This window comes from Enterococcus sp. AZ188 (assembly GCF_050544075.1).
GTDB classification, from domain to species: domain Bacteria; phylum Bacillota; class Bacilli; order Lactobacillales; family Enterococcaceae; genus Enterococcus_D; species Enterococcus_D entomosocium.
In genome coordinates this window covers 3029037-3050325 of sequence record NZ_CP172943.1, presented here as the reverse complement: position 1 = coordinate 3050325, position 21289 = coordinate 3029037, and the positions used below count along the sequence as shown (strand labels likewise).

Annotated in this window: 19 protein-coding genes; 16 read left to right on the top strand and 3 right to left on the bottom strand. The window is 41.6% G+C overall.

Annotated features, from left to right (window positions below):
* Window positions 1-12: 12 nt before the first annotated feature.
* On the bottom strand, window positions 13-1809 hold the full coding sequence (locus IGI86_RS14025) for a sensor histidine kinase (protein ID WP_430617468.1): 1797 nt from the start codon (window positions 1807-1809) through the stop codon (window positions 13-15).
* Window positions 1806-2411: a YesL family protein gene (locus IGI86_RS14020; RefSeq protein WP_005234068.1), complete on the bottom strand. Its 606-nt coding sequence runs from the start codon at window positions 2409-2411 to the stop codon at window positions 1806-1808. The genes IGI86_RS14025 and IGI86_RS14020 overlap by 4 nt, the downstream gene beginning before the upstream one ends.
* Before the next feature lie 234 nt (window positions 2412-2645).
* On the opposite strand from IGI86_RS14020, the gene IGI86_RS14015 reads away from it, so the two are divergent.
* From IGI86_RS14015 to rbsK, 11 genes are all read left to right on the top strand, one after another.
* The gene (locus IGI86_RS14015) at window positions 2646-3587 is read left to right on the top strand and encodes an ABC transporter permease (protein WP_005228459.1); all 942 of its coding nucleotides are present in this window, start codon (window positions 2646-2648) and stop codon (window positions 3585-3587) included.
* Between the two features lie 15 nt (window positions 3588-3602).
* On the top strand, window positions 3603-4535 hold the full coding sequence (locus IGI86_RS14010) for a carbohydrate ABC transporter permease (protein ID WP_005234069.1): 933 nt from the start codon (window positions 3603-3605) through the stop codon (window positions 4533-4535).
* Between the two features lie 21 nt (window positions 4536-4556).
* Window positions 4557-6305 (top strand): ABC transporter solute-binding protein, encoded by a 1749-nt coding sequence (locus IGI86_RS14005; protein WP_016612762.1) that lies wholly within the window; start codon window positions 4557-4559, stop codon window positions 6303-6305.
* A gap of 138 nt (window positions 6306-6443) precedes the next feature.
* Entirely contained in the window at window positions 6444-7100 is a 657-nt protein-coding gene (locus IGI86_RS14000; protein WP_005234072.1) for an SGNH/GDSL hydrolase family protein, read from the top strand.
* Complete coding sequence (locus IGI86_RS13995) at window positions 7097-8563, top strand: alpha-L-fucosidase (protein ID WP_430617467.1); 1467 nt, start codon at window positions 7097-7099, stop codon at window positions 8561-8563. The genes IGI86_RS14000 and IGI86_RS13995 overlap by 4 nt, the downstream gene beginning before the upstream one ends.
* 10 nt (window positions 8564-8573) lie before the next feature.
* Complete coding sequence (locus IGI86_RS13990; RefSeq protein WP_430617466.1) at window positions 8574-9383, top strand: alpha/beta hydrolase; 810 nt, start codon at window positions 8574-8576, stop codon at window positions 9381-9383.
* A gap of 151 nt (window positions 9384-9534) precedes the next feature.
* A complete protein-coding gene (locus tag IGI86_RS13985) occupies window positions 9535-10548 on the top strand; it encodes a LacI family DNA-binding transcriptional regulator (protein ID WP_008380606.1) in 1014 nt (337 codons plus the stop codon).
* A gap of 142 nt (window positions 10549-10690) precedes the next feature.
* Entirely contained in the window at window positions 10691-11611 is a 921-nt protein-coding gene (gene rihC / locus IGI86_RS13980) for a ribonucleoside hydrolase RihC (RefSeq protein WP_430617465.1), read from the top strand.
* A 12-nt stretch (window positions 11612-11623) separates the two neighbouring features.
* A complete protein-coding gene (gene dcuC / locus IGI86_RS13975; protein WP_005234077.1) occupies window positions 11624-12994 on the top strand; it encodes a C4-dicarboxylate transporter DcuC in 1371 nt (456 codons plus the stop codon).
* Window positions 12995-12998: 4 nt separating this feature from the next.
* Complete coding sequence (locus IGI86_RS13970; RefSeq protein WP_005234078.1) at window positions 12999-13493, top strand: GNAT family N-acetyltransferase; 495 nt, start codon at window positions 12999-13001, stop codon at window positions 13491-13493.
* A gap of 4 nt (window positions 13494-13497) precedes the next feature.
* The gene (gene rbsK, locus IGI86_RS13965) at window positions 13498-14427 is read left to right on the top strand and encodes a ribokinase (RefSeq protein ID WP_081487936.1); all 930 of its coding nucleotides are present in this window, start codon (window positions 13498-13500) and stop codon (window positions 14425-14427) included.
* A 91-nt stretch (window positions 14428-14518) separates the two neighbouring features.
* On the opposite strand, the gene IGI86_RS13960 is transcribed toward rbsK, so the two are convergent.
* Window positions 14519-15733 carry an amidohydrolase family protein gene (locus IGI86_RS13960; protein WP_313151028.1) on the bottom strand — a complete coding sequence of 405 codons (1215 nt, stop codon included), beginning with the start codon at window positions 15731-15733 and terminating at the stop codon, window positions 14519-14521.
* 229 nt (window positions 15734-15962) lie between these two features.
* On the opposite strand from IGI86_RS13960, the gene IGI86_RS13955 reads away from it, so the two are divergent.
* The 5 genes from IGI86_RS13955 (at window position 15963) to IGI86_RS13935 (ending at window position 21285) form a co-directional block, all read left to right on the top strand.
* Window positions 15963-16376 (top strand): RDD family protein, encoded by a 414-nt coding sequence (locus IGI86_RS13955; protein ID WP_005234081.1) that lies wholly within the window; start codon window positions 15963-15965, stop codon window positions 16374-16376.
* Entirely contained in the window at window positions 16354-16647 is a 294-nt protein-coding gene (locus IGI86_RS13950) for a hypothetical protein (RefSeq protein ID WP_005234082.1), read from the top strand. Before IGI86_RS13955 ends, IGI86_RS13950 begins: the two co-directional genes overlap by 23 nt.
* Before the next feature lie 50 nt (window positions 16648-16697).
* Complete coding sequence (locus IGI86_RS13945; RefSeq protein ID WP_430617463.1) at window positions 16698-19025, top strand: glycoside hydrolase family 65 protein; 2328 nt, start codon at window positions 16698-16700, stop codon at window positions 19023-19025.
* An 11-nt stretch (window positions 19026-19036) separates the two neighbouring features.
* Window positions 19037-20314, top strand: a complete 1278-nt coding sequence (locus IGI86_RS13940) for a sugar ABC transporter substrate-binding protein (RefSeq protein ID WP_005234084.1) — start codon at window positions 19037-19039, stop codon at window positions 20312-20314.
* A 62-nt stretch (window positions 20315-20376) separates the two neighbouring features.
* On the top strand, window positions 20377-21285 hold the full coding sequence (locus IGI86_RS13935; protein WP_008380619.1) for a carbohydrate ABC transporter permease: 909 nt from the start codon (window positions 20377-20379) through the stop codon (window positions 21283-21285).
* Window positions 21286-21289: the final 4 nt, after the last annotated feature.

Below are 21289 nucleotides of genomic sequence, written 5' to 3'. Positions count from 1 at the left end.
GGCTTTACTGTTTTAGTGAAGAGAAAATGAATCTTGGCTTAGATCATGGATGCGCAAGATGACTTGTGTGCCGCTGCCCAGCACACTCTCGATCGTCAAGCCGTATTCAGGTCCATAAAACATTTTGACCCGATGATTGACGTTGGCTAGCCCAATGTTCTTTTTGGCATGGGTGGAGGGCGTCTTGATTTTTTGCTGCAAGCCTTCGAGTTTTTCTGGCGGTATCCCGCTGCCGTTGTCTTGTACCACGATCACCAGATCATGGCCGTCTTTGGTGATCGTCAAACGGACAAACCCTGGATAGGTGATGCCTTCCAAGCCATGGGAGATGGCGTTTTCCACCAATGGTTGAATCAGGAGGGGCAATATTTGGACTTCTTTTTGGTCGATCTCATTGGAGACTGAATAGGAAAAGTTGACTCGATCGCCAAAGCGCATCCGCTGGATCTTGACATATACGTGAACGGCATCTAAGGACTCTTCTAAACTCGTTCGCTTGGTTCCGTGGGCTTCTAGCGTATAGCGCATCGATTTTGCCAGTAATTTGATGGCGTAAACGACGTCAGAATTGCCGGAAGTCAGCGCCATCATGCGAATCGTTTCTAACGTGTTGAACAAAAAGTGGGGATTGATCTGCCCCGCTAAGATATTAAATTCCATTTGCTGTTGTTGAGTCAACAGCTCTTGCTGCGCCAGACGCGAGCGGTAGATCTCTTCTTCTTTTTTCTTGATTCGTTGAATGATCTTATGGAAATCAAGAGAGATCTGAGAAATTTCGTCTTCGCCGCTAATATTTTGAAAGAAATCATAATCCTCGATCGAGGCAAAGTAGACCGCCTGCTGCAGTTGAGAAATTCGTTTGGTAAAGAATCGAGCAAACAGAAAGACGATGATGAAAGTAGTGATCAAAATCACCAAAACGATCGTGCTCCAACGGATCAGATTGGCGCGTAGATTGCTATAGGCATTTGTATCCGCACTATAAATTGTGATGATGTCTTCTTTGTTACTCATGGGTAAGGTGCTTTTGGTGAGCATCACCTTGGTACCATCATCTTTTAAAAAGGCAGCACTCGTTTGCGGCTCAGAAAGAGTCGTAAGCTGTCCCGGTTCACCGACTTGATTGATTTTGTCGCTATAAAAGATGACATCATCATTTAACTGTAATTCCAATTCATAGGATGAATTACGAAGTCGGTTGCTGAGATAATTATAATCGACTTGGATCTCCAAAACGGCAGTTTCTTTTGATAAAGGCAAAGGCAACGTTTTATAAAGACTCAAACGATTTGCTTTGTAATCCTCTGGCATCGTCATCAAAAAAGCATCAGGCTGTTTGAGGGCTCGTTGATACCAGGCGGTCGCTTGAATTGTGTCATCTGCCTGTTGAAAATATTTATAGTTCGGAATGGTTTGATTCGTCGTATAGATAGTTAATTTCGCAATCGAGGTTTGAAGATTTCTGATCTCATCTAGCTGATCATAGCTATTGATGTCCACGATCGCTTCTTGGTCGTCAAGGTAATTGGCAGTTAAAAGCTGACGTAGATGAGTATCGTTTGATAAGGAACTCGCCGTGTTGGTCAGCGTGTTTGTTGTATCAAAAAGAACAGATTTGACACGCTGAGCATTTAACTCAGCCAAATGTTGGTAATTGCCTGTCAGCTGCTTGGTTGAATCGTAGACCAATAAGAGACCAATAGTCACTGTCGATAAAAAAACAACAGGCAGATAAAGAATGAATAATTGTCGCCGAATGGAAAACTGACTCAGACGACGAAAAAGTGAGAGATGACTGATTCTTTTCATGCTTGCTGATTACGAAAGATGGAAAGCAACAGGAACGAACTACAATAAATAACGAAAGAAAAGCCAAAAATCAACAAGAGGAATTTAAACAACGGAAATAAAACAACAAAACAAAACGCAGCGATAGGAATAAGCGCGAGGGCTAACGAACGGATAGGGTCCGCGATCGGTAACAGAAACGCGTTTTTTAATGTTTGCCTAAAGCTGTTTTCATAACGTCCAATTAACGCAAGGCAATAGACTAATACAATAAACAGATAAATAGCTGTAACAATTAGAACGAAAGCAAAAATACTGGCAAGAATGGTTTTTGAGGAAAACCAAAACAAGCTACTATACAGTAGTGCTACCATGGGGAGCCCAAGAAGGAGAAAACTACCGGTGGCTTTCATAAAGTTTGCTCGTAGCGCTCGCACATAGCCTACAATCAATTCACCACGCTCCTCATCCGCATAACGAATCGTCACTTCATAAAGGGCAGCTGTCGCAGCTCCAATCGTAATAATTGGCAAACAGCTAATGATATATAGTAAATTTAACAATGTGAATTGTGAAAAAACGGTGGTTATTTTGTACAGTTGACCATCAGGATTGTACTTCATTTTTATCCCTCCAAAATTGATATATTCCTATAGTACTCGCAAAAAACAAATTTTGAAAGCCTTACCATTTAGGTGTCTTTTATCTGAAACCTTGATATATCAGCATTCTTTATAAATAAAAGAAAAATAAAGTCTAAAATGTACGGATTGACCTCTATTTTTAACAGGTGGCAAATGAGATTTCAGGTGCTAGTATTAAAAATGTAAAAGCGGTTACAAAAAAGGGGGAGGAAAATGGAAAGTAAATTAAGCAGTGTCCCAAGAAAAAATAAGCGGGTGACACGAGAAGGGAAGATTTTGTTTTTATGTATCGTTCCCTTCCTGATTCTCGTGTTTTTGTTCTCTTATTTTCCTTTGCACGGATGGATTTATTCACTTTATGATTACAAACCAGCATTAGGTTTAGCGCGCAGCGAGTTTGTAGGCTTCAAATGGTTTCGACTTCTTGTCTCTAGTCCAACACAAGTGGATCAGATCGTACAAGTAATGAAAAACACCTTTGCCATGAGTTTTTTAGGGATCGCCACTTCGATCCTACCAGTAGGCTTCGCCATTTTATTGAACGAAATCAAGTGCAAATGGTTTAAAAACTTGGTCCAAACGCTGACCACGCTGCCGAATTTTATCAGTTGGGTTTTGGTGTATACGATCGCCTTTAGCTTGTTTTCTTCAACAGGGCTGGTAAACACGTTGCTGCAAGAATGGGGCTTCGTTACAGATCCAGTCAAATTTTTGGATAGCGGCAATCATACGTGGCTAATGATGTGTCTTTGGAATATTTGGAAAGGCTTGGGCTGGGGTGCCATCATGTATCTTGCAGGCATTTCAGGAATTGACCCCGAATTGTATGAATCGGCGCGAATCGATGGGGCGAATCGTTTCCACCTGATGCGTCATATCACACTACCTGCCTTGATGCCGACGTTTCTTGTGATGCTGATGCTGTCTATCGCCAACTTGTTGAACAACGGGATGGATCAGTACTTTGTTTTCCAAAATGCATTCAATCGAAATACGATCCAAGTCCTCGATTTGTATGTCTACAATTTAGGGATGGGTGGAAATAGTCTATCTCTGGCTACCGCGATCAGTATGCTAAAAAGTGTCATTTCTGTTGCCTTGTTAGCCATCGTCAATATTGCTTCGAAAAAAATTCGGGGGACATCCATTATTTAGGAGAGGAGGATATCTATGGAACTATCGATTAGTGAAAAGAAAAAGGCGAAAAAAGTACCCAAACGTGAAAACCTGACGTTTAGTATCCTCAATTATACCTTTTTCTTTCTGATTACGTTGATTTGTGCGTATCCTTTTTATTACTTGATTATTAATTCAATCAGTAATAATGAGTTGAGTGCGTTAGGACAAATTCGCTTTTTTCCACAAGAGATCCATTTTGAAAACTACAGTCAAGTGTTACAACTAAAAGGGTTGCCATTAGCCGCAACCGTTTCGGTGGCTAGAACGGTGATCGGAACAGCAGCAACCGTCTTAGCTTCAGCCTTCTTAGGCTTTATGTTTACCCAAGAAAAAATGTGGAAACGAAAATTTTGGTATCGCTTTGTCGTGATTACAATGTATTTCAATGCAGGGCTGATTCCATTATTCATCACGATGAAGACATTAGGTTTAACGAATAATTTTTGGGTCTATATTTTGCCGGCTGTCGTTCAGCCTTTTAACATCATCTTAGTGAAAACCTATATTGAGTCAATCCCCAAATCGTTGCAAGAAGCAGCTGAAATGGATGGAGCTGGCATCATTCAAGTATTCTTTCGGGTAATTTTACCCAACTGTACGCCGATTTTAGCAACAGTCGCGATCTTCTCGGCAGTTGGTCAATGGAATTCTTTCCAAGATACACTGATTTACATTACGGATCAAAGTCTCTACTCCTTGCAATACCTTCTTTATACGTATATCAATCAAGCCAATTCGTTGGCACAAATGGTCAAAAATACATCGGGATCACTTTCCAGTATCGCTTCAGCTGCAACAACGCAGACACCGACTTCGATTCGCATGACCGTTTCAGTCATTGTTGTTTTACCAATCATGTTTATTTATCCGCTTTTCCAGAAATATTTTGTCAAAGGAATTATGTTGGGTGCGGTGAAAGGTTAATAAAAAGAAAGAGGGAAGAAAATGAAAAAAATGTCGAAATATGTAACAACAGGTTTGTTAGGCATGACATTGCTAGGTAGTTTAGCCGGCTGTGGAGGAGCGGCTGACTCTGACACAGACGCTGCTTCCAGCGAAAGTGGCTACGATGAAACGATCACGATCGATGTCTATAATGGGCTAGCCAACTATATGGGGATGCAAGAAGGTTGGTTTGCCAAAATCGTGCGGGATAAATTCAATATGGAATTGAACATCATCGCACCAAACGTTGCTGGCAACGGAGACACTCTTTATCAAACGAGGACGGCAGCAGGTGATTTGGGCGATTTGATCATTGTTGATAATGGCCAACAATACAACGAATTGGTTGAAGCTGGTTTGTTGACCGATGCGAGCGAGTATTATGAAACTATGGAAAATGTTCAGCGCTTCGATGCGGCTGTTCAAAATCTAAACAAAGATGCCGATGGTCTATATGGCTTTCCAACTTCCGTTTCTACATTAAAAGCCACCGATCCTTCAGAAGGATTAGATCCTACATTTGGTGCTTATGTGCGTTGGGATCTTTATGGGGAGCAAGGATATCCAGAAATCGGTACATTGGAAGACCTGCTTCCTGTGATTCAAAAAATGCAAGAAGACAATCCAACAACAGATTCTGGGAAAAAAGTTTATGGGTTTTCTCTATTCAGCGATTGGGACGGCAACATGATGAATGCAGGCAAACAGCTGGTCACCTACTATGGGTACGATGAATCAGGTTTTGTCTTGGCAAAAGCGGATGGTTCTGATTATCAAAGCATTCTCGATAGTGATTCTGAATATATTCGCGCACTTAAGTTTTATTTCCAAGCCAATCAAATGGGCTTAGTGGATCCAGAATCAACGACGCAAAATTACGATACACTTTTTGCCAAATTCCAAGAAGGACAAGTCTTATTCTCATGGTGGCCTTGGTTAGGTCAAGCGGCTTTTAATACGACTACGAACTTGAATGAAGGAAAAGGCTTTATGTTGGCACCGATTCAAGACCAAAAAATCTTCTCTTATGGTGCGGAAGTTTACGGTGGCAAACAATTTATCGGGATCGGTTCAAATGCCGAAGACCCAGAGCGAATCGCAGCCTTTATTGACTGGCTCTACTCTTCAGAAGGCGTGTTAGCAAATTCTTCTCAAACAAGCGGTAGTAGTGGCCCTGAAGGCTTAACTTGGGAAATGAAAGATGGCGAGCCTGTCTTAACTGAGTTTGGGAAACAAGCTTTGCTAGATGGCGATGGGGATGTGCCAGAAGAATATGGTGGCGGAAGTTACAAAGATGGTGTATCCGCGCTAAACGTCAATACGGTATTACCGATCGATATCAATCCTGATACCGGCTTCCCATATGCTTATACGATGTGGGAAAGCTATCAAAATGAAACAACCGATCCTGTAAAAGAAGATTGGTCAAAAAATATGGGTGGTGCAGAATCGACCATTGGCTATTTAGAGGAGAACGACCAATTGTTAGTTGCCCCTGGTGCCAGCTATGTAGCGCCAGAAGATAGTTCAGAGATCTCTACGTTGCGGAACCAAGCCAAAGCGACAATCATCGAGTACTCTTGGCGAATGGTTTTTGCCAAAGATGAAGCAGAATTTGACCAATTGCTAAAAGAAATGCAAGAAACAGCAGACGGATTAGGCTATCAAACAGTGCTAGAATTTGACATGAATAATGCGAAAGATCAAAACGAAAAACGGGTAGAAGTAGCGAAAGAATTTGGGGACTAATCAAAAACAAAGAATAATAAAAATGGTTGGTCAACGGTTCCTTGACAAAAGTGAGCAAACAGCGTTTGGTTAAGCAATCACTTAAGAAGATTGATCCAGCACCAGCGGATCAGTCTTCTTTCTTTAAGGAGGAAAACAATGATAGTGGATAAAAAAGATCGTCTGCTTTTTATGGGGGATTCGATCACAGATAGTAATCGAAATTATCAAGCGATACCTGCGGGATGGTCGTCATGGGGGGACGGCTATGTTCATCTGATCAACGCCTATACCACAGCATTACTCCCACAAATGGAATTAATGATCGTTAACCGAGGCATCAGTGGAGATACAGTCGTCGATTTGAAGAAGCGTTGGAAGGATGATGTATTGGCATTTCAACCAGATTGGGTAACGATCATGATCGGTGTAAATGATGTGTGGCGGCATTTTGATGGCACATTTGCTCAAACGGAACTGGTGGGGATTGAAAGATTTGAATCAGAGTTGCGTGATTTGATCGCTCAGACATTACCGAGTGTCAAAGGAATGATTCTCTTGACCCCGTTTATGGTTGAAGCCAACAAAGAAGATCCACTAAGAGAAATGCTTACCAACTACCAACACGTGCTTGCTAAAGTAGCGCAAGAGTATGGTATCCTTTTAGGAGATACGCAGGAAAAGTTTGATGATTTTTTGCTTTATCAGTCATCCTATGTCTTAAGCAGTGATCGTGTGCATCCGTCGACTGCAGGACATGTGTTGATTGCAAAAACATGGCTGGAAACAGTCGGTATTTTGGAGGAAAGACCATGATCACAGTAGAAACGATCCACCAAGTCGCGCATCAAGGCCCCTTTTTCCCAAATTGGCAGTCATTGGGCGCTTTTGTTCTACCAGAATGGTTCCCCAAAGCAAAATTCGGGGTCTTCATTCATTGGGGATTGTATAGTGTTCCTGCATTTAATAACGAGTGGTACTCCAGAAATATGTACATCAAAGACCATCCGGAATACGATCACCATATCAACACCTACGGTCCGCAAAAAAACTTCGGCTACAAAGACTTTATTCCCATATTTACTGCAGAAAAATTCGATGCAAATGAGTGGATTCGACTGATCAAACAAGCCGGTGCCAATTATCTTTTTCCCGTTGCAGAACATCACGATGGGTTTCAGATGTACAAAAGCGAGCTTTCTGAATGGAATGCGGCAGTTATGGGACCGAAAAAAGATATTCTTGCGGAATTAAAAGAAGCAGCTGAGGAACAAGGCCTGCATTTTTGCACCTCATCTCATCGTGCCGAACATTGGTTTTTCATGGGACATGGTAAGGAATTGGACAGCGACATCAAGGAACCGTTAGCAAAAGGCGACTTTTATTGGCCTGCTATGCCAGAACCTGATAATCAAGATTTGTATAGCGAGCCATATCCCTCAAAAGAGTTTTTAGATGATTGGCTACTGCGAACCTGTGAACTCGTCGACAACTATCAACCAGAGCTGCTGTATTTTGATTGGTGGATCCAACACGAAGCCTTCAAGGAGCACCTGCAAGTTTTCGCTGCTTACTATTACAATCGTGGGGCTGAATGGGGCAAAAAAGTTGGTATCTGCTACAAACACGATGCCATGATGTTTGGTAGTGGTATTGTGGAGATCGAACGGGGAAAATTTGCCGAACCACAACCTTTTTACTGGCAAACAGATACAGCGATCGCTCGCAATTCATGGTGTTATACCACAACGTTGGATTACAAAACAACGCGTGAGATTTTACAGGATTTGATCGAAGTCGTCAGTAAAAATGGCAATCTTCTTTTGAATATCGGGCCGAAAGGGAATGGTTCGATCCCAGAAAAAGATCAAACGATCTTAAAAGAAATCGGTGCGTGGCTGGATGTAAACGGTGAAGCCATTTATGAAGCGAAACCATGGCGCAAAGCCGGGGAAGGTCCCACGACCGTTGTCTCAGGCCAATTTCAAGAGGCACAGGCGACGACATACACGAGCCAGGATTTCCGCTTTACGGTTCAGGGGGATTCGTTGTATGCTATTGGCATGGCAAGTCCTGAGAATGGACACGCAAGGATCCAAGCACTGGCCCAGTCTAAAGATCAAAATTTGCCAGAATTTCACGGCATCATCCAAACCGTGACGATTCTAGGACACGAAGAACAGCCTATTGATTGGCAAGTGACCGATGAAGGCTTGCAACTAACTTTTGAACCAATTGAAACCGACCAACCAATCGTCTATAAAATTACAATGAAATGAGGCGCAATCCGTGATACATGAAAAAAGAACCGCACTTTTTCCAGAAAGCCAAGCCAGTTTAACCACGTATGTCATGGAAAATTCTCCTGAAATGGAACCAGATCGTGTTCGACCAGCGGTCATCATCTGTCCTGGCGGCGGCTATGAAATGTTGTCTGATCGCGAAGCGGAACCCATCGCCATCAAAATGATGAGCTTTGGTTTCCAAGCCTTTGTGTTGCATTATAGTATCAAACCGGCTGTCTATCCGTTAGCCTTAAAGGAATTGGCGGCTGCCGTTCGTCTTGTGCGCACCAATCATGAGGTCTGGCACGTCGATCCTGAAAAAATCATTGTTGCCGGTTTTTCAGCTGGTGGTCACTTAGCTGCTAATCTGGGTGTGTCTTGGCAGCAACCTTTTCTAGCAGAGGCTTTACAAGGAGCCAATGAAGAATGGCGACCTAACGGGTTACTGTTGAGTTATCCGGTCTTATCTAGTGGTGAACTTGGGCACCAAGATTCCTTCCGTTCATTATTAGCAGATCGCTATGAAACAGAAAAAGCGGCTTTGTCTTTAGAGACTTTAGTCAATGAACAGACACCGCCGACGTTTCTTTGGCATACGTTAGAAGATGGATTAGTCTTGGCGGAAAACAGCCTCCTTTTTGCCGAACAGCTGCGCAAATTTAATATACCTTATGAGCTGCACATTTTCCCTCGCGGTGGTCATGGACTAAGTTTAGGAACACCGGAAACCGCCAACGGCAATCAACACGGGATCGAAGCATCGGTTGTCCGTTGGCCAGAATTGTTTGCTGATTGGGTGAGGTGGAACATCTAAGAGGAATTCAAAAAAACAGTATAATCTTTAATCAATCATCTTTGTCTAATTCTCAAATCCGTTTTTTCAGCAGTATAAAAAGGATTTACTGAAAACATAAGATTGAGTGCTTGGTTCATTTACAAAATTAGGAAAGCGAAAGGGGTATTCAGTGAAAGTCAGATTAAAAGACATTGCAAAAGAAGTAGGTGTATCGATCGCAGCCGTTTCTCAAGTGTTAAATGACAAACCGATTCGGATCACGGAAGAAAAAAAACAGCAAATCAAGCGCTTGGCGGCAGAAAACAATTATACGCCGAATGCTGCGGCTAAAAGCCTGGTTTTGAAAAAAACCAATACGATCGGACTGATCATCCCAGATATCAACAATCCTTTTTTTGCCAACTTGGCCAAGGTCTTAGAAGATTTGCTGCGAAAACAGGGGTATCTGCTGATTTTGGTCAACTCAGATGATAAAGTTGACGTTGAGAAGGAATTGATTCAGCTCCTGATTGACCGCAACGTTGATGCGTTGATCATCGCCCTTTCAACCGAATCCTACGCGGATGAGGTACAAACCAAAGAACGATTGAAGAATCTTTCGGTTCCAATCGTTTTGGTTGATAGAGGAATAGATAACTTTGAGGTCGATCAAGTCTTTTATAATAATCGGCATGGGGGATATATTGCTACCAGTGAGCTAATAAAAAAAGGACACAAAAAGATCGGCACGATGATGAACCCTGATAAAAATATCAATTGTGTGTATCGATACCAAGGCTATTTAGATGCGCTGAAGGAATTCAATCTCCAACGAAAAGACAGTTGGCATGTGGTAACAAAGTTCCAATTTGAAGACGCCTATGAAAAAGCAGACATTCTCCTAAAAAACCGAGATGTAACCGGCATTGTTGCTGGCAACGACTTGATTGCATTGGGAATTATGAAGCGTGCCAAAGAACTAGGAATCAAGGTTCCAGAGGATGTTTCGATCGTAGGATACGACAATCTTGTTTTGAATGATCTTTTAGAAGTATCTCTAACGTCTGTGGAACAAGATGTAAATGATTTAGGTGAAAAAACGGTTCTTGCCTTGATGAATGCAATCAGCGGACAGAAGCCACGTTACGTCCAATTGACACCTAGATTGATAAAAAAGAACAGTGTGACTGAAAGAGTTTCCTAGCGAAACTCTTTTTTACTATTGACAGCGCTTTAAAACGATGCTATTCTTTGTGTGAACATTAGATAAAACGCTTTATCAGATGTTCGCTTTTTTTTTTAGAAAAATGATAAAACGTTTTATCAAAGGTGAGAGGAGAATACGTATGTCAAAAAAAGAAGTCATTATTGATACGGATCCGGGGATCGATGATGCAGTTGCGTTGGGAATTGCTCTATTTAGTGAAGTCTTGGAGGTCAAGTTGATCACGACAGTGGCCGGAAATGTCGGTATTGAACATGTCACCAATAATTTACTGAAACTGCTTTCCTTTTGGGATTTGTCGATTCCAGCAGCACAAGGTGCATCTCAGCCACTAACGCGAGCAGTCAAAGATGCCAGCGATGTTCATGGGGTCACAGGAATGGCCGGCTATTCATTTCCAGAACCAGATCGTTCATTGCTGCTGGAAACTTCAGCTGTGGAAGCGATGTATCAAACGATCAAAAAGAATAAAGAAAAAATCACAATTGTCGCATTAGGTCCTCTAACGAATATTGCTCTTTTACTTAAGATTTATCCAGAAGTCAAAGAAAAAATCGATGAGATCGTTTTAATGGGCGGAGCCTTAGGCAGAGGAAACTTTGGTGTATTGTCAGAGTTCAATATTGCGATTGACCCCGAGGCTGCAACGATTGTTTTTGAGAGCGGCTTACCACTTTCTGTAGCACCATTAGATGTGGGCGCCAAAGCGCTTGTTTACCCAGAAGACAGTGCAAAAATCAAAGAAATGAGTCAAACCGGAGATATGATGGTTCAATTATTCAAAAAATACCGTGGTGGCAGTTTTGGCACGGGGCTGAAAATGTATGACAGTTGCGCGATCGCTTATCTTTTGTGTCCAGAGATGTTCACTGTTCAAGAGACTTTTGTTGCGATCGAAACACAAGGAGCCTACACAGCAGGTGCGACAATTGTCGATCTCAACAATCGTCTGAAGCAGAAAAACAATTGCCGTGTTTGTGTCGATATCGATGAAGCGCTCTTTAAAGAATGGTTTTTACAGGCAATCAGCAAGTGTAAATAGGAGGGGAAAGAAATGATAGAAGCGATTTTAGTACTCGTTGTTTTGGGGATCGTCGGATATTTTATTATTAAGAGTTATAATCCAGCATTGATTTTGATTATTGGGGCACTTGTCTTGCTTTGTGCATCCGTTGCTTTAGGAAATCCACTTTACCCAGAAGGCGAAGGGACTGGCTTGGCCTTATTCGATATTTTTTTAAAGCTTAAAGATACGATCATCTCTCAAGTAAGTTCTGCTGGTCTAGTGATCATGATCTTATTCGGATATTCAGGTTATATGAATCTCATTGGTGCCAATCAAAAAGCTGTCAATATCCTGGTTCAGCCAATGACCAAAATCAAGTCTAAGGCATTATTTATTCCGATCGTTTTCTTATTAGGGAATTTGATGTCGTTAGTCGTCCCAAGTGCATCTAGTTTGGCAATAATTTTGATGGCAATCCTTTATCCACTGCTTCAAGGGATTGGTATCTCTTCCTTAACAGCAGCCGGAGTTATCGCAATGACTGCCACGATCATGCCGACGCCATTAGGTGCGGATAATGTGATTGCGGCTCAGACATTGAATTACAACATCTTAACTTATGTTCTGTACCATGCGAAAATTTCCATCCCAACATTGCTGATCATGGCCATTGTTCATTACTTTTGGCAAACGTATTGTGATAAAAAAGAAGGCAAAGATGCCTTTGTAGAACTAAAAGAAATTGAAAGTAAGTCAGAAGAAACGGCTGTTCCTGGATTTTATGCAATTTTACCACTACTTCCTTTGGTGTTGATCATTATCGTTGGTATAATCGGTATATTCAAAGAAGGTGTAACAATGGATATTTTCGTCCTAACGATGATTTCCTTTTTTGTCGCATTACTAATTGAATGTTTGAGAAAGAAATCTTTCAAAATCGCGCAAGAAAGTGCAGTGGAACTATTCAAAGGAATGGGACAAGGGTTTAGTCAAGTAGTCATGTTGGTTGTGGGTGGATCATTATTTACCACAGCTATCCAAAGCTTAGGAGTGATTGATTCACTAATGAGTGCGGTAGAAAATTCTCAATCTGCTGGCGTGTTAACGGCATTGATATTCAGCGGCGCAACCGCATTGTTCGGTATTTTGAGTGGCGGAGGATTGGCGATGTTTTACGCTGTGATTGAACTGATTCCCGATATTGCCGCTAAAGCGGGAATTGACGGGATTTTGATCGCCTTGCCAATGCAGATGATCGCCAATCTTGGCAGAACGATCTCACCAGTTGCCGCTGTAATTATGATTGTGTCTTCTTCAATCGACGTCAGCCCTGTTCGGTTACTGAAACGAACCAGCGTTCCAACGATCGTTGGGATTATAGCAGTGGTCATTTTGTCGTTGGTATTGCTCCCTTACTAGAGTCATGAATGAACTTCAAAGGGCGTCACGACAAGAATTAGCAGAGATTTTTCAACTGTTCATCGAAGCAAAGCAGCAGATGAATAGAAGGAAAATCTACCAGTGGACTGATACTTATCCCTCCCTAGAAATCTTAGCGAAGGATATCGAGAAAAAGGAACTGTTTGTGTTGAAGGATGAAAATAAAAACATTGTAAGTGCCGGTGTTTTGTCAGTTGACTCATTGTCAAATTGTAGCAAAGAATATCATGGGATAAGAACGATTCAGCGACTCGTTGCGAGACCATCTCAAGCGGGGCAAGGCTTTGGCCGCCAGTGGATCAGAAGCTGTTTGGAACAACAGTGTGATGAAGGGGAAACACTTCTTTCAATCACAAATCATACCAATCTGCCCATGCAGCGATTATTTGTAAAAACAGGGTTTTTAAAGGTTGGTGAAACGACCATTGAGGGTCGGGAAGCCTTTGGCCCTTTTTATATATTCAAGAGAAATAGGTGATTTTTTGAGTAAGATAACGATTTTAGGTAGTGTGAACATGGATATCGTGATCACGACAACACGAATGCCGAGGATCGGCGAAACGATCATTGGGGAGCAAATTGATTATTTTGTCGGGGGCAAAGGAGCAAATCAAGCAGTGGCAGCTTCTCGTTACGGTGCATCAACAAAATTTTTAGGGAAAATCGGGGAAGATACTTTTGGGGAAAAGGTTCTTCAGCACCTCAGCAGAGAAGCTCTCGATTTATCGGCTGTTTCCCGTGAAAAAAATATGTTCACAGGAATTGCGAGTATTTTTAAATTAGCAGAGGATAATTGTATCACTGTCGTCCCCGGTGCGAATGGACTGATCGATGAAGCCTACGTTCAGCAAACAATCAGTGAACTTTCACAAGGGGATATCTTACTTACTCAACTGGAAATTCCTGTGGAAACAATCAAACAAGCATTGATTCTTGCCAAGAAAAAAGGAGTTCTAACGATTTTGAATCCTGCTCCTTACAATGAAATCGTACCGGAACTCCTGCCGTATATTGATATTTTGACACCAAATGAAACGGAATTTGCCGCTTTGATCGGTAAAGAGGCCATTTTGGAAGACGAAATTGAGCAGGTCATTGCTGATTGGCAAAAAAAATATGCCACGCGAATCGTTGTCACACGAGGAAGCAAAGGGGTAACATTTGTAGAAAAGTCACAAGTTGTGACGATTCCATCGAACAAAGTTTCAGTTGTAGACACTACCGGTGCAGGGGATACCTTTAATGGCATCTTGGCAGCAGCTTTAGGGGAAGGAGCCGATTTTTATGAAGCCGTTTCTATGGCGAATAATGGAGCCAGTCTGTCCGTTCAAAAGCTGGGGGCTCAAACAGGAATGCCACTAAGAAGTGAAATAGAAGAGTTTATGAAGCAGCAGGTTGATTCATTTACCTGAAAGGCTATGTACAATTAGCAAACGACTATTCCTGAAAAAAGGCATCTGCGCCTCTAAAAAGAAGCGCAGATGCCTTTTATATAGGTAAGATTTATGCGGTGAAAACAACTGTTCCTTGATAAAAGCTTTTGCTGACGAAGCCTTTACGGGCAACGAATTCTGCCGTACAAGTAGCTGGTGTCAGTAAGAAATCAGCCGAATCACCAACCTTAGGCCATTGCTGCGCACCGTTTTTATCCAATGGGACTTTGCCATCCGTGACTAAACCTAATGCTTGCGTCAAGTCTTCCTGACTTTTGACGGCAAAAATCTCTAAATAGCGGGCCAGTTTTTCTTGTAAAGAACCATCTCCTAGAGAAGACCAAGAATCATAGACGTTGTCGCAACCAATATGAACAGCAACGCCATAGCTTTGCAATTCCTTAAGCGGTGGAATCGTGCCAGGGCTGATGGGAATACTTGAAATGATGTGGATCTCTAAATCTGCTAAGGCTTGAAAGACTTCTTTGCGTTCTGTGCCTTCAAAGTCATTTAGACCAAAGGCGTGACTGATCGCCACATTTCCTTGCATATTGAATTCCTTCGTCAAACGAATCATTTCTTTGACGGTCGCTCTGCCAGCTTCTTGCCGATCGTGAAGATGGAGGTCAATCCCGACATGTCCTTTTTGAGCAAGTTCAAAAGTTGTCCGTAAGGAAGCCTGGTAATCTTGATCGAGTGTATAAGGATCAACACCGCCAATAAAAGATGCTTTGCCCGTTGCTAAGGCTTCTTCAATCAAAGAAGCAGCATTTGAGCGCAATAAGCCATGTTGTGGGAATAAGACCAACTCCGAGCCAAAAGGTTGTTCGGCAACTAATTCGGTAATCGCATCAAAATAACGCAGCTGAGTCATTGGTTCAATATCAATATGTGAGCGGAACATCACCGCACCATGAGGCAGTTCTAAATCGATCAGCGCTTGTCCGCGTTCTTTGATCGATAACGGCAAGGCATCTAATTGGGGAATCTCAGTTTCAAATCGTTCCACCAAGCTAGCTGCCGGCGTTACTGGACGCCAAGGAGTACCTAATTTACTTTTGTCCAAATGACAATGTTTTTCGATCAATCCTGGCAACAATAACTGATTTCCCCCATCAATGATCGTCGCTTCGCTTGATGCCTGCCATTCGGTCATCGGCACGATCTTCGCTATTTTTCCATCATTGATCCCGATTGCTGTATTTTCTGTTTTGGTTCCATAAGACCAATCGCCTTCTTTTAAATAACTCGTCTCAAGTTGTACATTTGTAAGCCATAAATCCAAGAAATCGCCTTCTTTCGTATTTGCTTCATGGTATCACAAGTAAAGCTGGTTCCCAACCAAATCGCTTGCAAAAAAACAGACAATCTAAAACGTTTTAGTATTTACGCGATTTTCCATTAGGAAATCGGAAAAAATAAAAATTATTTTTTATGAAAACGCTTGAATAGAGAAAAGATGTCTGGTAATATGTGGATGTAACGAAAAGGTTTTCGAAAAAAGGGGGACAAATATGCTGTTACTAAGATTGCTAGCATTTTTGATTGATTGCATGATCATTTTTTTACCAAGTACCATGCTTAGCTATCTCCTAATGGTACCTGCTGGAGTAACGATTGTCTTGCCACAACTTCTCTTTGTGGTCTACAACATGATTTGTTTGAGTAGTTTTGAGGGGAAAACGATTGGCAAACATTTTGCGAAACTCGTTGTTTTTACGAATCAACGTAATTTATTAACTGTAGGAATGAGGGAAGTAGCAAAATTGCTCTACTTTTTACCAATGATCGGTTGGTTGTTTTTCACTGGTTCTTTCTTCCTCTATCTAGGTACGAAAAAAACGTTACACGACATTTTAGGACAAAGTGTAGTGGGGTTCAATAAGAAACAGGGGAATGATCAGTATGAACGAAACCTCCTTCGATGAGTTGTTAACAGGGAATCCTTTATTGGAGATCAATACACAAGCGCTACTTTTGTTAGTTATTTTTGCTTGGGCTAGTGCGAGTCTTATTGCTTGGAAGTGGCGAAACGAATACCAAGCCGCAAAAATAATTAGAGATTATGCTTACTATGCGCCACTCCACTTGATCGTAGGATGGGTGTTTCTTAACGCAGCAATTGTCCTAGTAATTGGTAGTTATTTCATGGGCTTGATTGTACTTTTGTTTCGGTCCAATAACTATTTTTATAAATAAAAAATTTTTGAAAGAAACTAAAACGTTTTCTGAAGAAGTAGGAGGAAAAAATGGAGACAGCGATGCAGTATTTAAAAGAAGACCCTTGGAAAATTACGGAAAAGACCTTTGATACAAAATGGTTAGGCAAAGCAGAAGCCATCATGTGTTTGGGCAACGGGTATCTGGGGATGCGCTCTGTGACAGAAGAGAAATATGTTGGCGAAACGCGTAATCTTTTTGTTGCAGGAACCTTTAATAAATTCGACGAAAATGAAGTGACTGAGCTTCCTAATGTGCCGGATATGATTGGAATGGAGCTCCTTTTTGATGGCGAACGATTAGATTTATCAAAAGGCAAATATTCAAACTATTCACGTGTCTTAAATTTGAGAACTGGGGAACTCACGCGCTCCTTTCAATGGAAACATGGTCAGATTAATGTCGAACTGACTTTTAAGCGATGTGTTTCCTTTGCCCAAAAGCATGTGTTTGCGCAACAAGTGCTGGTTGAAAATTTAGGAAAAGAAGTCACGTTGGAAATTATTTCTGGTATTGACGGACAAAAGACAAATAGCGGCTCGCAGCATTTTACTGAAGGTGACAAATCATTAACAGAAAATCGTTTCTTACAAATGATGCCAAAGACCACTCAATCTAAGATCGACTTTGTTCTTTCGACAGCACATAATCTAGAAAAAACAGAAGATTGCTATGATGGAACCAAGAAGCGGATCGAGATGGGAAGACGGAAAATCTACAATCGTTACTGGCAAACCTTGGCACCTAATGAGACGTTGAAGCTTGAGAAGTTTTCTTCTGTTTATACCACGATCGATAAAGAGCATTTAGGAAAGACACCACAAGATTTGAAGAAGATTGCCCTTGAAGAGCTGAAAGAGATTCGCAAAAACGGCTATCAGGAATTAGCAAAAGCTTCAGCAACGGCATGGGACAAAGAAGTCTGGTCCGTCTTTCCAATCAAAATCAAGACAGAGAACACACTAGATCAATTAGCGATTCATTTTGCAAAATATCATCTACATGTGATGACACCAGCCCATGACGAACGCATGAACATAGGTGCCAAAGGCTTATCTGGGGAAGGGTACAAAGGACATACCTTTTGGGATACAGAGATTTTTATGCTGCCATATTTTACCTTCACACACCCAGAAATCGCCAAAAAATTAGTGACTTATCGCTATTTAGGTTTGGCTGGTGCCCATAAAAAAGCTACTGATAACGGCTATCAAGGCGCCCAATTTCCGTGGGAAGCTGCTTGGCCTGAAGATGGTGAGACTACGCCAGTTTGGGGCGCTGCGGATATCCTTACGGGCTTACCAACGAAAATTTGGTCAGGATTTATTGAACAGCATATTACCAGCGATGTCACCTACGGCATCAAACAATTTATTGATGTAACGAATGATCAACAATTTGCATGGGAAAAAGGCTATGAAGTGATTTTTGATACGGCGATCTTCTGGGCGAGTCGTTTAGAGTGGTCCGAAGAAAACCAGCGCTTTGAAATTTTAGACGTAGTCGGACCAGATGAATATAAGGAGCATGTCGATAATAATGCTTTCACGAATCATACTGCGCACTGGAACATTCAATTAGCTATTTCATTGTATGAAGAGTTGAAAAAGAACCAGCCAGAACAATTTACGAAACTAGCTGAAAAATTACCATTAAATGAAGCTTATCAAGAATGGCAAGCAAAAGTAGCTGCTATTTATTTACCGCAACCGAATGAAGCGGGAATCATCCCGCAAGATGATACCTATTTGACGAAAAAAGAGATCGATCTCACGAAATATAAAAATGATTCGCAAGTAGGCACACTGTTCCATGAGTATAACTTAGAACAGGTCAACGAGATGCAAGTTTCGAAACAAGCGGATGTTCTTTTGCTCTTGTTCTTATTTGAGAACCTTTTTCCAAAAGAAGAGAAACGGTTGAATTGGGATTACTATGAGCCGAAAACGTTGCATGATTCTTCCTTATCCTTATCGACACATGCCATCCTCGCTGCTGATATAGGGGAAGTAGCACTTTCTTATGATTTGTTTCAACAAGCAATCAACATTGATATGGGAGAAAATATGCTGTCTTCCAATGAAGGGATTCATGCAGCATCACTCGGCGGTATTTGGCAAATGACGGTCTTCGGCTATGGTGGTGTCCGTTGTTTAGACGGCCAGTTAAGAATCGAACCACATTTACCAAAGGCTTGGGAAGCACTTGAATTTGGTATTATGTGGCACCAACAGCCATTAAAGATTGAGGTCACACAGGAAGGTTTTACGGTCACCAACCATGGGGAGCAAGCGATTGAGTTTATCGCTTTTGATAAGGTTTATCTGCTTGAAGAACAAATCAAAATCACTTTTTAGGGGGAAATAAAATGACTGGATGGAAAAAAGTAGTAGGAACAGGGCTTCTATTGTCTGGAGCAGTGGTGCTGGCAGCTTGTGGTGGAAACGAAGACACCAGTAGTTCGACAGATCAGACGGATTTCACGGGGGATTCGTTAACGATCGGTGTTTGGGGTGGCAACGAGGCAGAAGAAAAATCGTTGGATGAAATGATCCAATCTTTTGAAGAAGCAACGGGTGCTACAGTTGAAAAGAAAGTATATACCGATTATAATACCCAAATTCAAGCTGACATGGCTGGTAGAACGGCACCAGATGTCTTTTACGTGGATGCCTATATGTTCCCATGGTTCTCAGAGAATGGCACACTTGCAGAGCTGGATCCGGCTAATTTTGAAAGTGAGCAGTTTTATGATAGCTTGATCGATGCTTTTACGACTTCGGATGGACAACTGCAGGCTGTTCCCAAAGATATGTCAACTTTAGCACTCTATTTCAATACAGCGATTTTTGAAGAAGCGGGTGTGTCGATCGATGAAGTGCCAGACACACTTGAAGCGTATGTTGAGTGGCTGCCGTCGTTCCAAGAAAAAATCAATGAGGCGTATGGTGACGGAAATGTTTTTGCCATGAGCTATAACCAAGATATGGCTCGCAACTATCATCTTGCAACGCGTGAAAATGCTCAACCAATCAATGAAGATGGGACGGCTAATTTGGCTGATCCAGCAGTAGTTGATAATCTTTCTATTTTAAAAGAGTTGGTCGATACGAAAGCAGCTGTTACACCGCAAGATATCGGAACAGGTTGGAACGGCGAAGCTTTTGGTTCTGGAAAAATTGCGATCATGGATGAAGGAAACTGGGTGTATGAGACACTTAAGACAGAATTTCCTGATATTCCTTTTGTTGTAAAAGAAATGCCAACGTATAAAGGAACGGAAGGGTCAATGATGTTTTCTGTCGGTTGGGGAAAATATGTTGGGACTGAAAAAAGTGCCTTGGCAGATAAATGGATTCAACACGCTACTGGTCAAAGCGGTATGCAAGCATGGGTTGAAGGAACCGGGACATTACCTAGTCGTCAAGATGTAGCAGATGCGGCCAAAATCACAGAAAACAGTGACTTGAATGTTCACCTAGAGGCTTGGGATTATGCAACGATTTGGCAAAAGGGCACCACTTTAGATACGATCAACAAAGCCTATCAAAACTTTTTACCGAATGCTTTAAATGGAAACATGACCTTTGAAGAAGCAATGGAAGCTGCTGATGAACAAGCGAACGCAGATATTACAGCAAACTAGTCTGAATTTGAACGAGGGAGAGGAACTCCTCTCTCTTTTCTTTTGGGAAAGGTGACAACATGATGGAACGAAAAAAAACTAACTATACAAAAAGCCAATGGCAAGAAATCCGACAAGCGTGGCTCTTTCTGGCTCCAGCAATCATTGTCGTAGGAATCTTTTTCGTCTTAGCTGTTCTCTTTGCTTTTTATCTATCTTTCAACGACGTCAATTTGTTTACCAATACATTTTCTTTTAAAGGGATAGAAAACTATTTACGTATCTTCACCGATCAAAAAGCGCGAATCGCTCTTAGAAATACGGCCACGTTTGCCTTGGTCGTCGTTCCGTTACAAACGATTTTTGCTTTGATTATCGCGTATATTTTAAGCAGCAAAGGAATCAAGGGGAAGAAACTGTTTCGGATGGTTTATTTTTTGCCAACTTTAACTTCTAGTTCAGCATTGACGATCATCTTTATGTTTATTTTTAATATTTACGGTCCAGTCAATGACTTATTTATGAATTTAGGATTTTACTCAGAACCAATCAATTTTTTACAAGAACCGGCCTATGCGTTGAAAGTGATTATGGTAATGAATATCTGGTCGACCGTGCCTTATTATATGACGATCTATTTGGCTTCTTTAGTTGATCTGCCTCATTCTTTGTACGAAGCAGCAGAGATCGATGGTGCGACAACCGTGGATAAATTACGGTATATCACGATTCCTTATCTACGCCCAATCACTACCTATGTACTGCTGACGGGGATCATTGGTACCTTTCAGATGTTTGACCAGGCGTATATCTTCTCGAACGGATCAGGGGGACCCAACAATTCGACTCTGACCTTGTCACTAATGATTTACCAATACGCCTTTGGACAAATGAACACGATGGGGTATGCGGCAGCATTAGCGATCGTTTTAGCAATTATTATCTTTATCACGTCACTTTTAGCAGAAAAATTGAACAAAGAAAGAGGGTAACGTC

Excerpts from the sequence above, each read along its gene's own strand:
- IGI86_RS14025 (WP_430617468.1), bottom strand. The coding sequence starts at position 1,809 with ATGAAAAGAATCAGTCATCTCTCACTTTTTCGTCGTCTGAGTCAGTTT.
- IGI86_RS14020 (WP_005234068.1), bottom strand. The coding sequence starts at position 2,411 with ATGAAGTACAATCCTGATGGTCAACTGTACAAAATAACCACCGTTTTT.
- IGI86_RS14015 (WP_005228459.1), top strand. The coding sequence starts at position 2,646 with ATGGAAAGTAAATTAAGCAGTGTCCCAAGAAAAAATAAGCGGGTGACA.
- IGI86_RS14010 (WP_005234069.1), top strand. The coding sequence starts at position 3,603 with ATGGAACTATCGATTAGTGAAAAGAAAAAGGCGAAAAAAGTACCCAAA.
- IGI86_RS14005 (WP_016612762.1), top strand. The coding sequence starts at position 4,557 with ATGAAAAAAATGTCGAAATATGTAACAACAGGTTTGTTAGGCATGACA.
- IGI86_RS14000 (WP_005234072.1), top strand. The coding sequence starts at position 6,444 with ATGATAGTGGATAAAAAAGATCGTCTGCTTTTTATGGGGGATTCGATC.
- IGI86_RS13995 (WP_430617467.1), top strand. The coding sequence starts at position 7,097 with ATGATCACAGTAGAAACGATCCACCAAGTCGCGCATCAAGGCCCCTTT.
- rihC (WP_430617465.1), top strand. The coding sequence starts at position 10,691 with ATGTCAAAAAAAGAAGTCATTATTGATACGGATCCGGGGATCGATGAT.
- dcuC (WP_005234077.1), top strand. The coding sequence starts at position 11,624 with ATGATAGAAGCGATTTTAGTACTCGTTGTTTTGGGGATCGTCGGATAT.
- IGI86_RS13970 (WP_005234078.1), top strand. The coding sequence starts at position 12,999 with ATGAATGAACTTCAAAGGGCGTCACGACAAGAATTAGCAGAGATTTTT.
- IGI86_RS13955 (WP_005234081.1), top strand. The coding sequence starts at position 15,963 with ATGCTGTTACTAAGATTGCTAGCATTTTTGATTGATTGCATGATCATT.
- IGI86_RS13950 (WP_005234082.1), top strand. The coding sequence starts at position 16,354 with ATGAACGAAACCTCCTTCGATGAGTTGTTAACAGGGAATCCTTTATTG.
- IGI86_RS13945 (WP_430617463.1), top strand. The coding sequence starts at position 16,698 with ATGGAGACAGCGATGCAGTATTTAAAAGAAGACCCTTGGAAAATTACG.
- IGI86_RS13940 (WP_005234084.1), top strand. The coding sequence starts at position 19,037 with ATGACTGGATGGAAAAAAGTAGTAGGAACAGGGCTTCTATTGTCTGGA.
- IGI86_RS13935 (WP_008380619.1), top strand. The coding sequence starts at position 20,377 with ATGGAACGAAAAAAAACTAACTATACAAAAAGCCAATGGCAAGAAATC.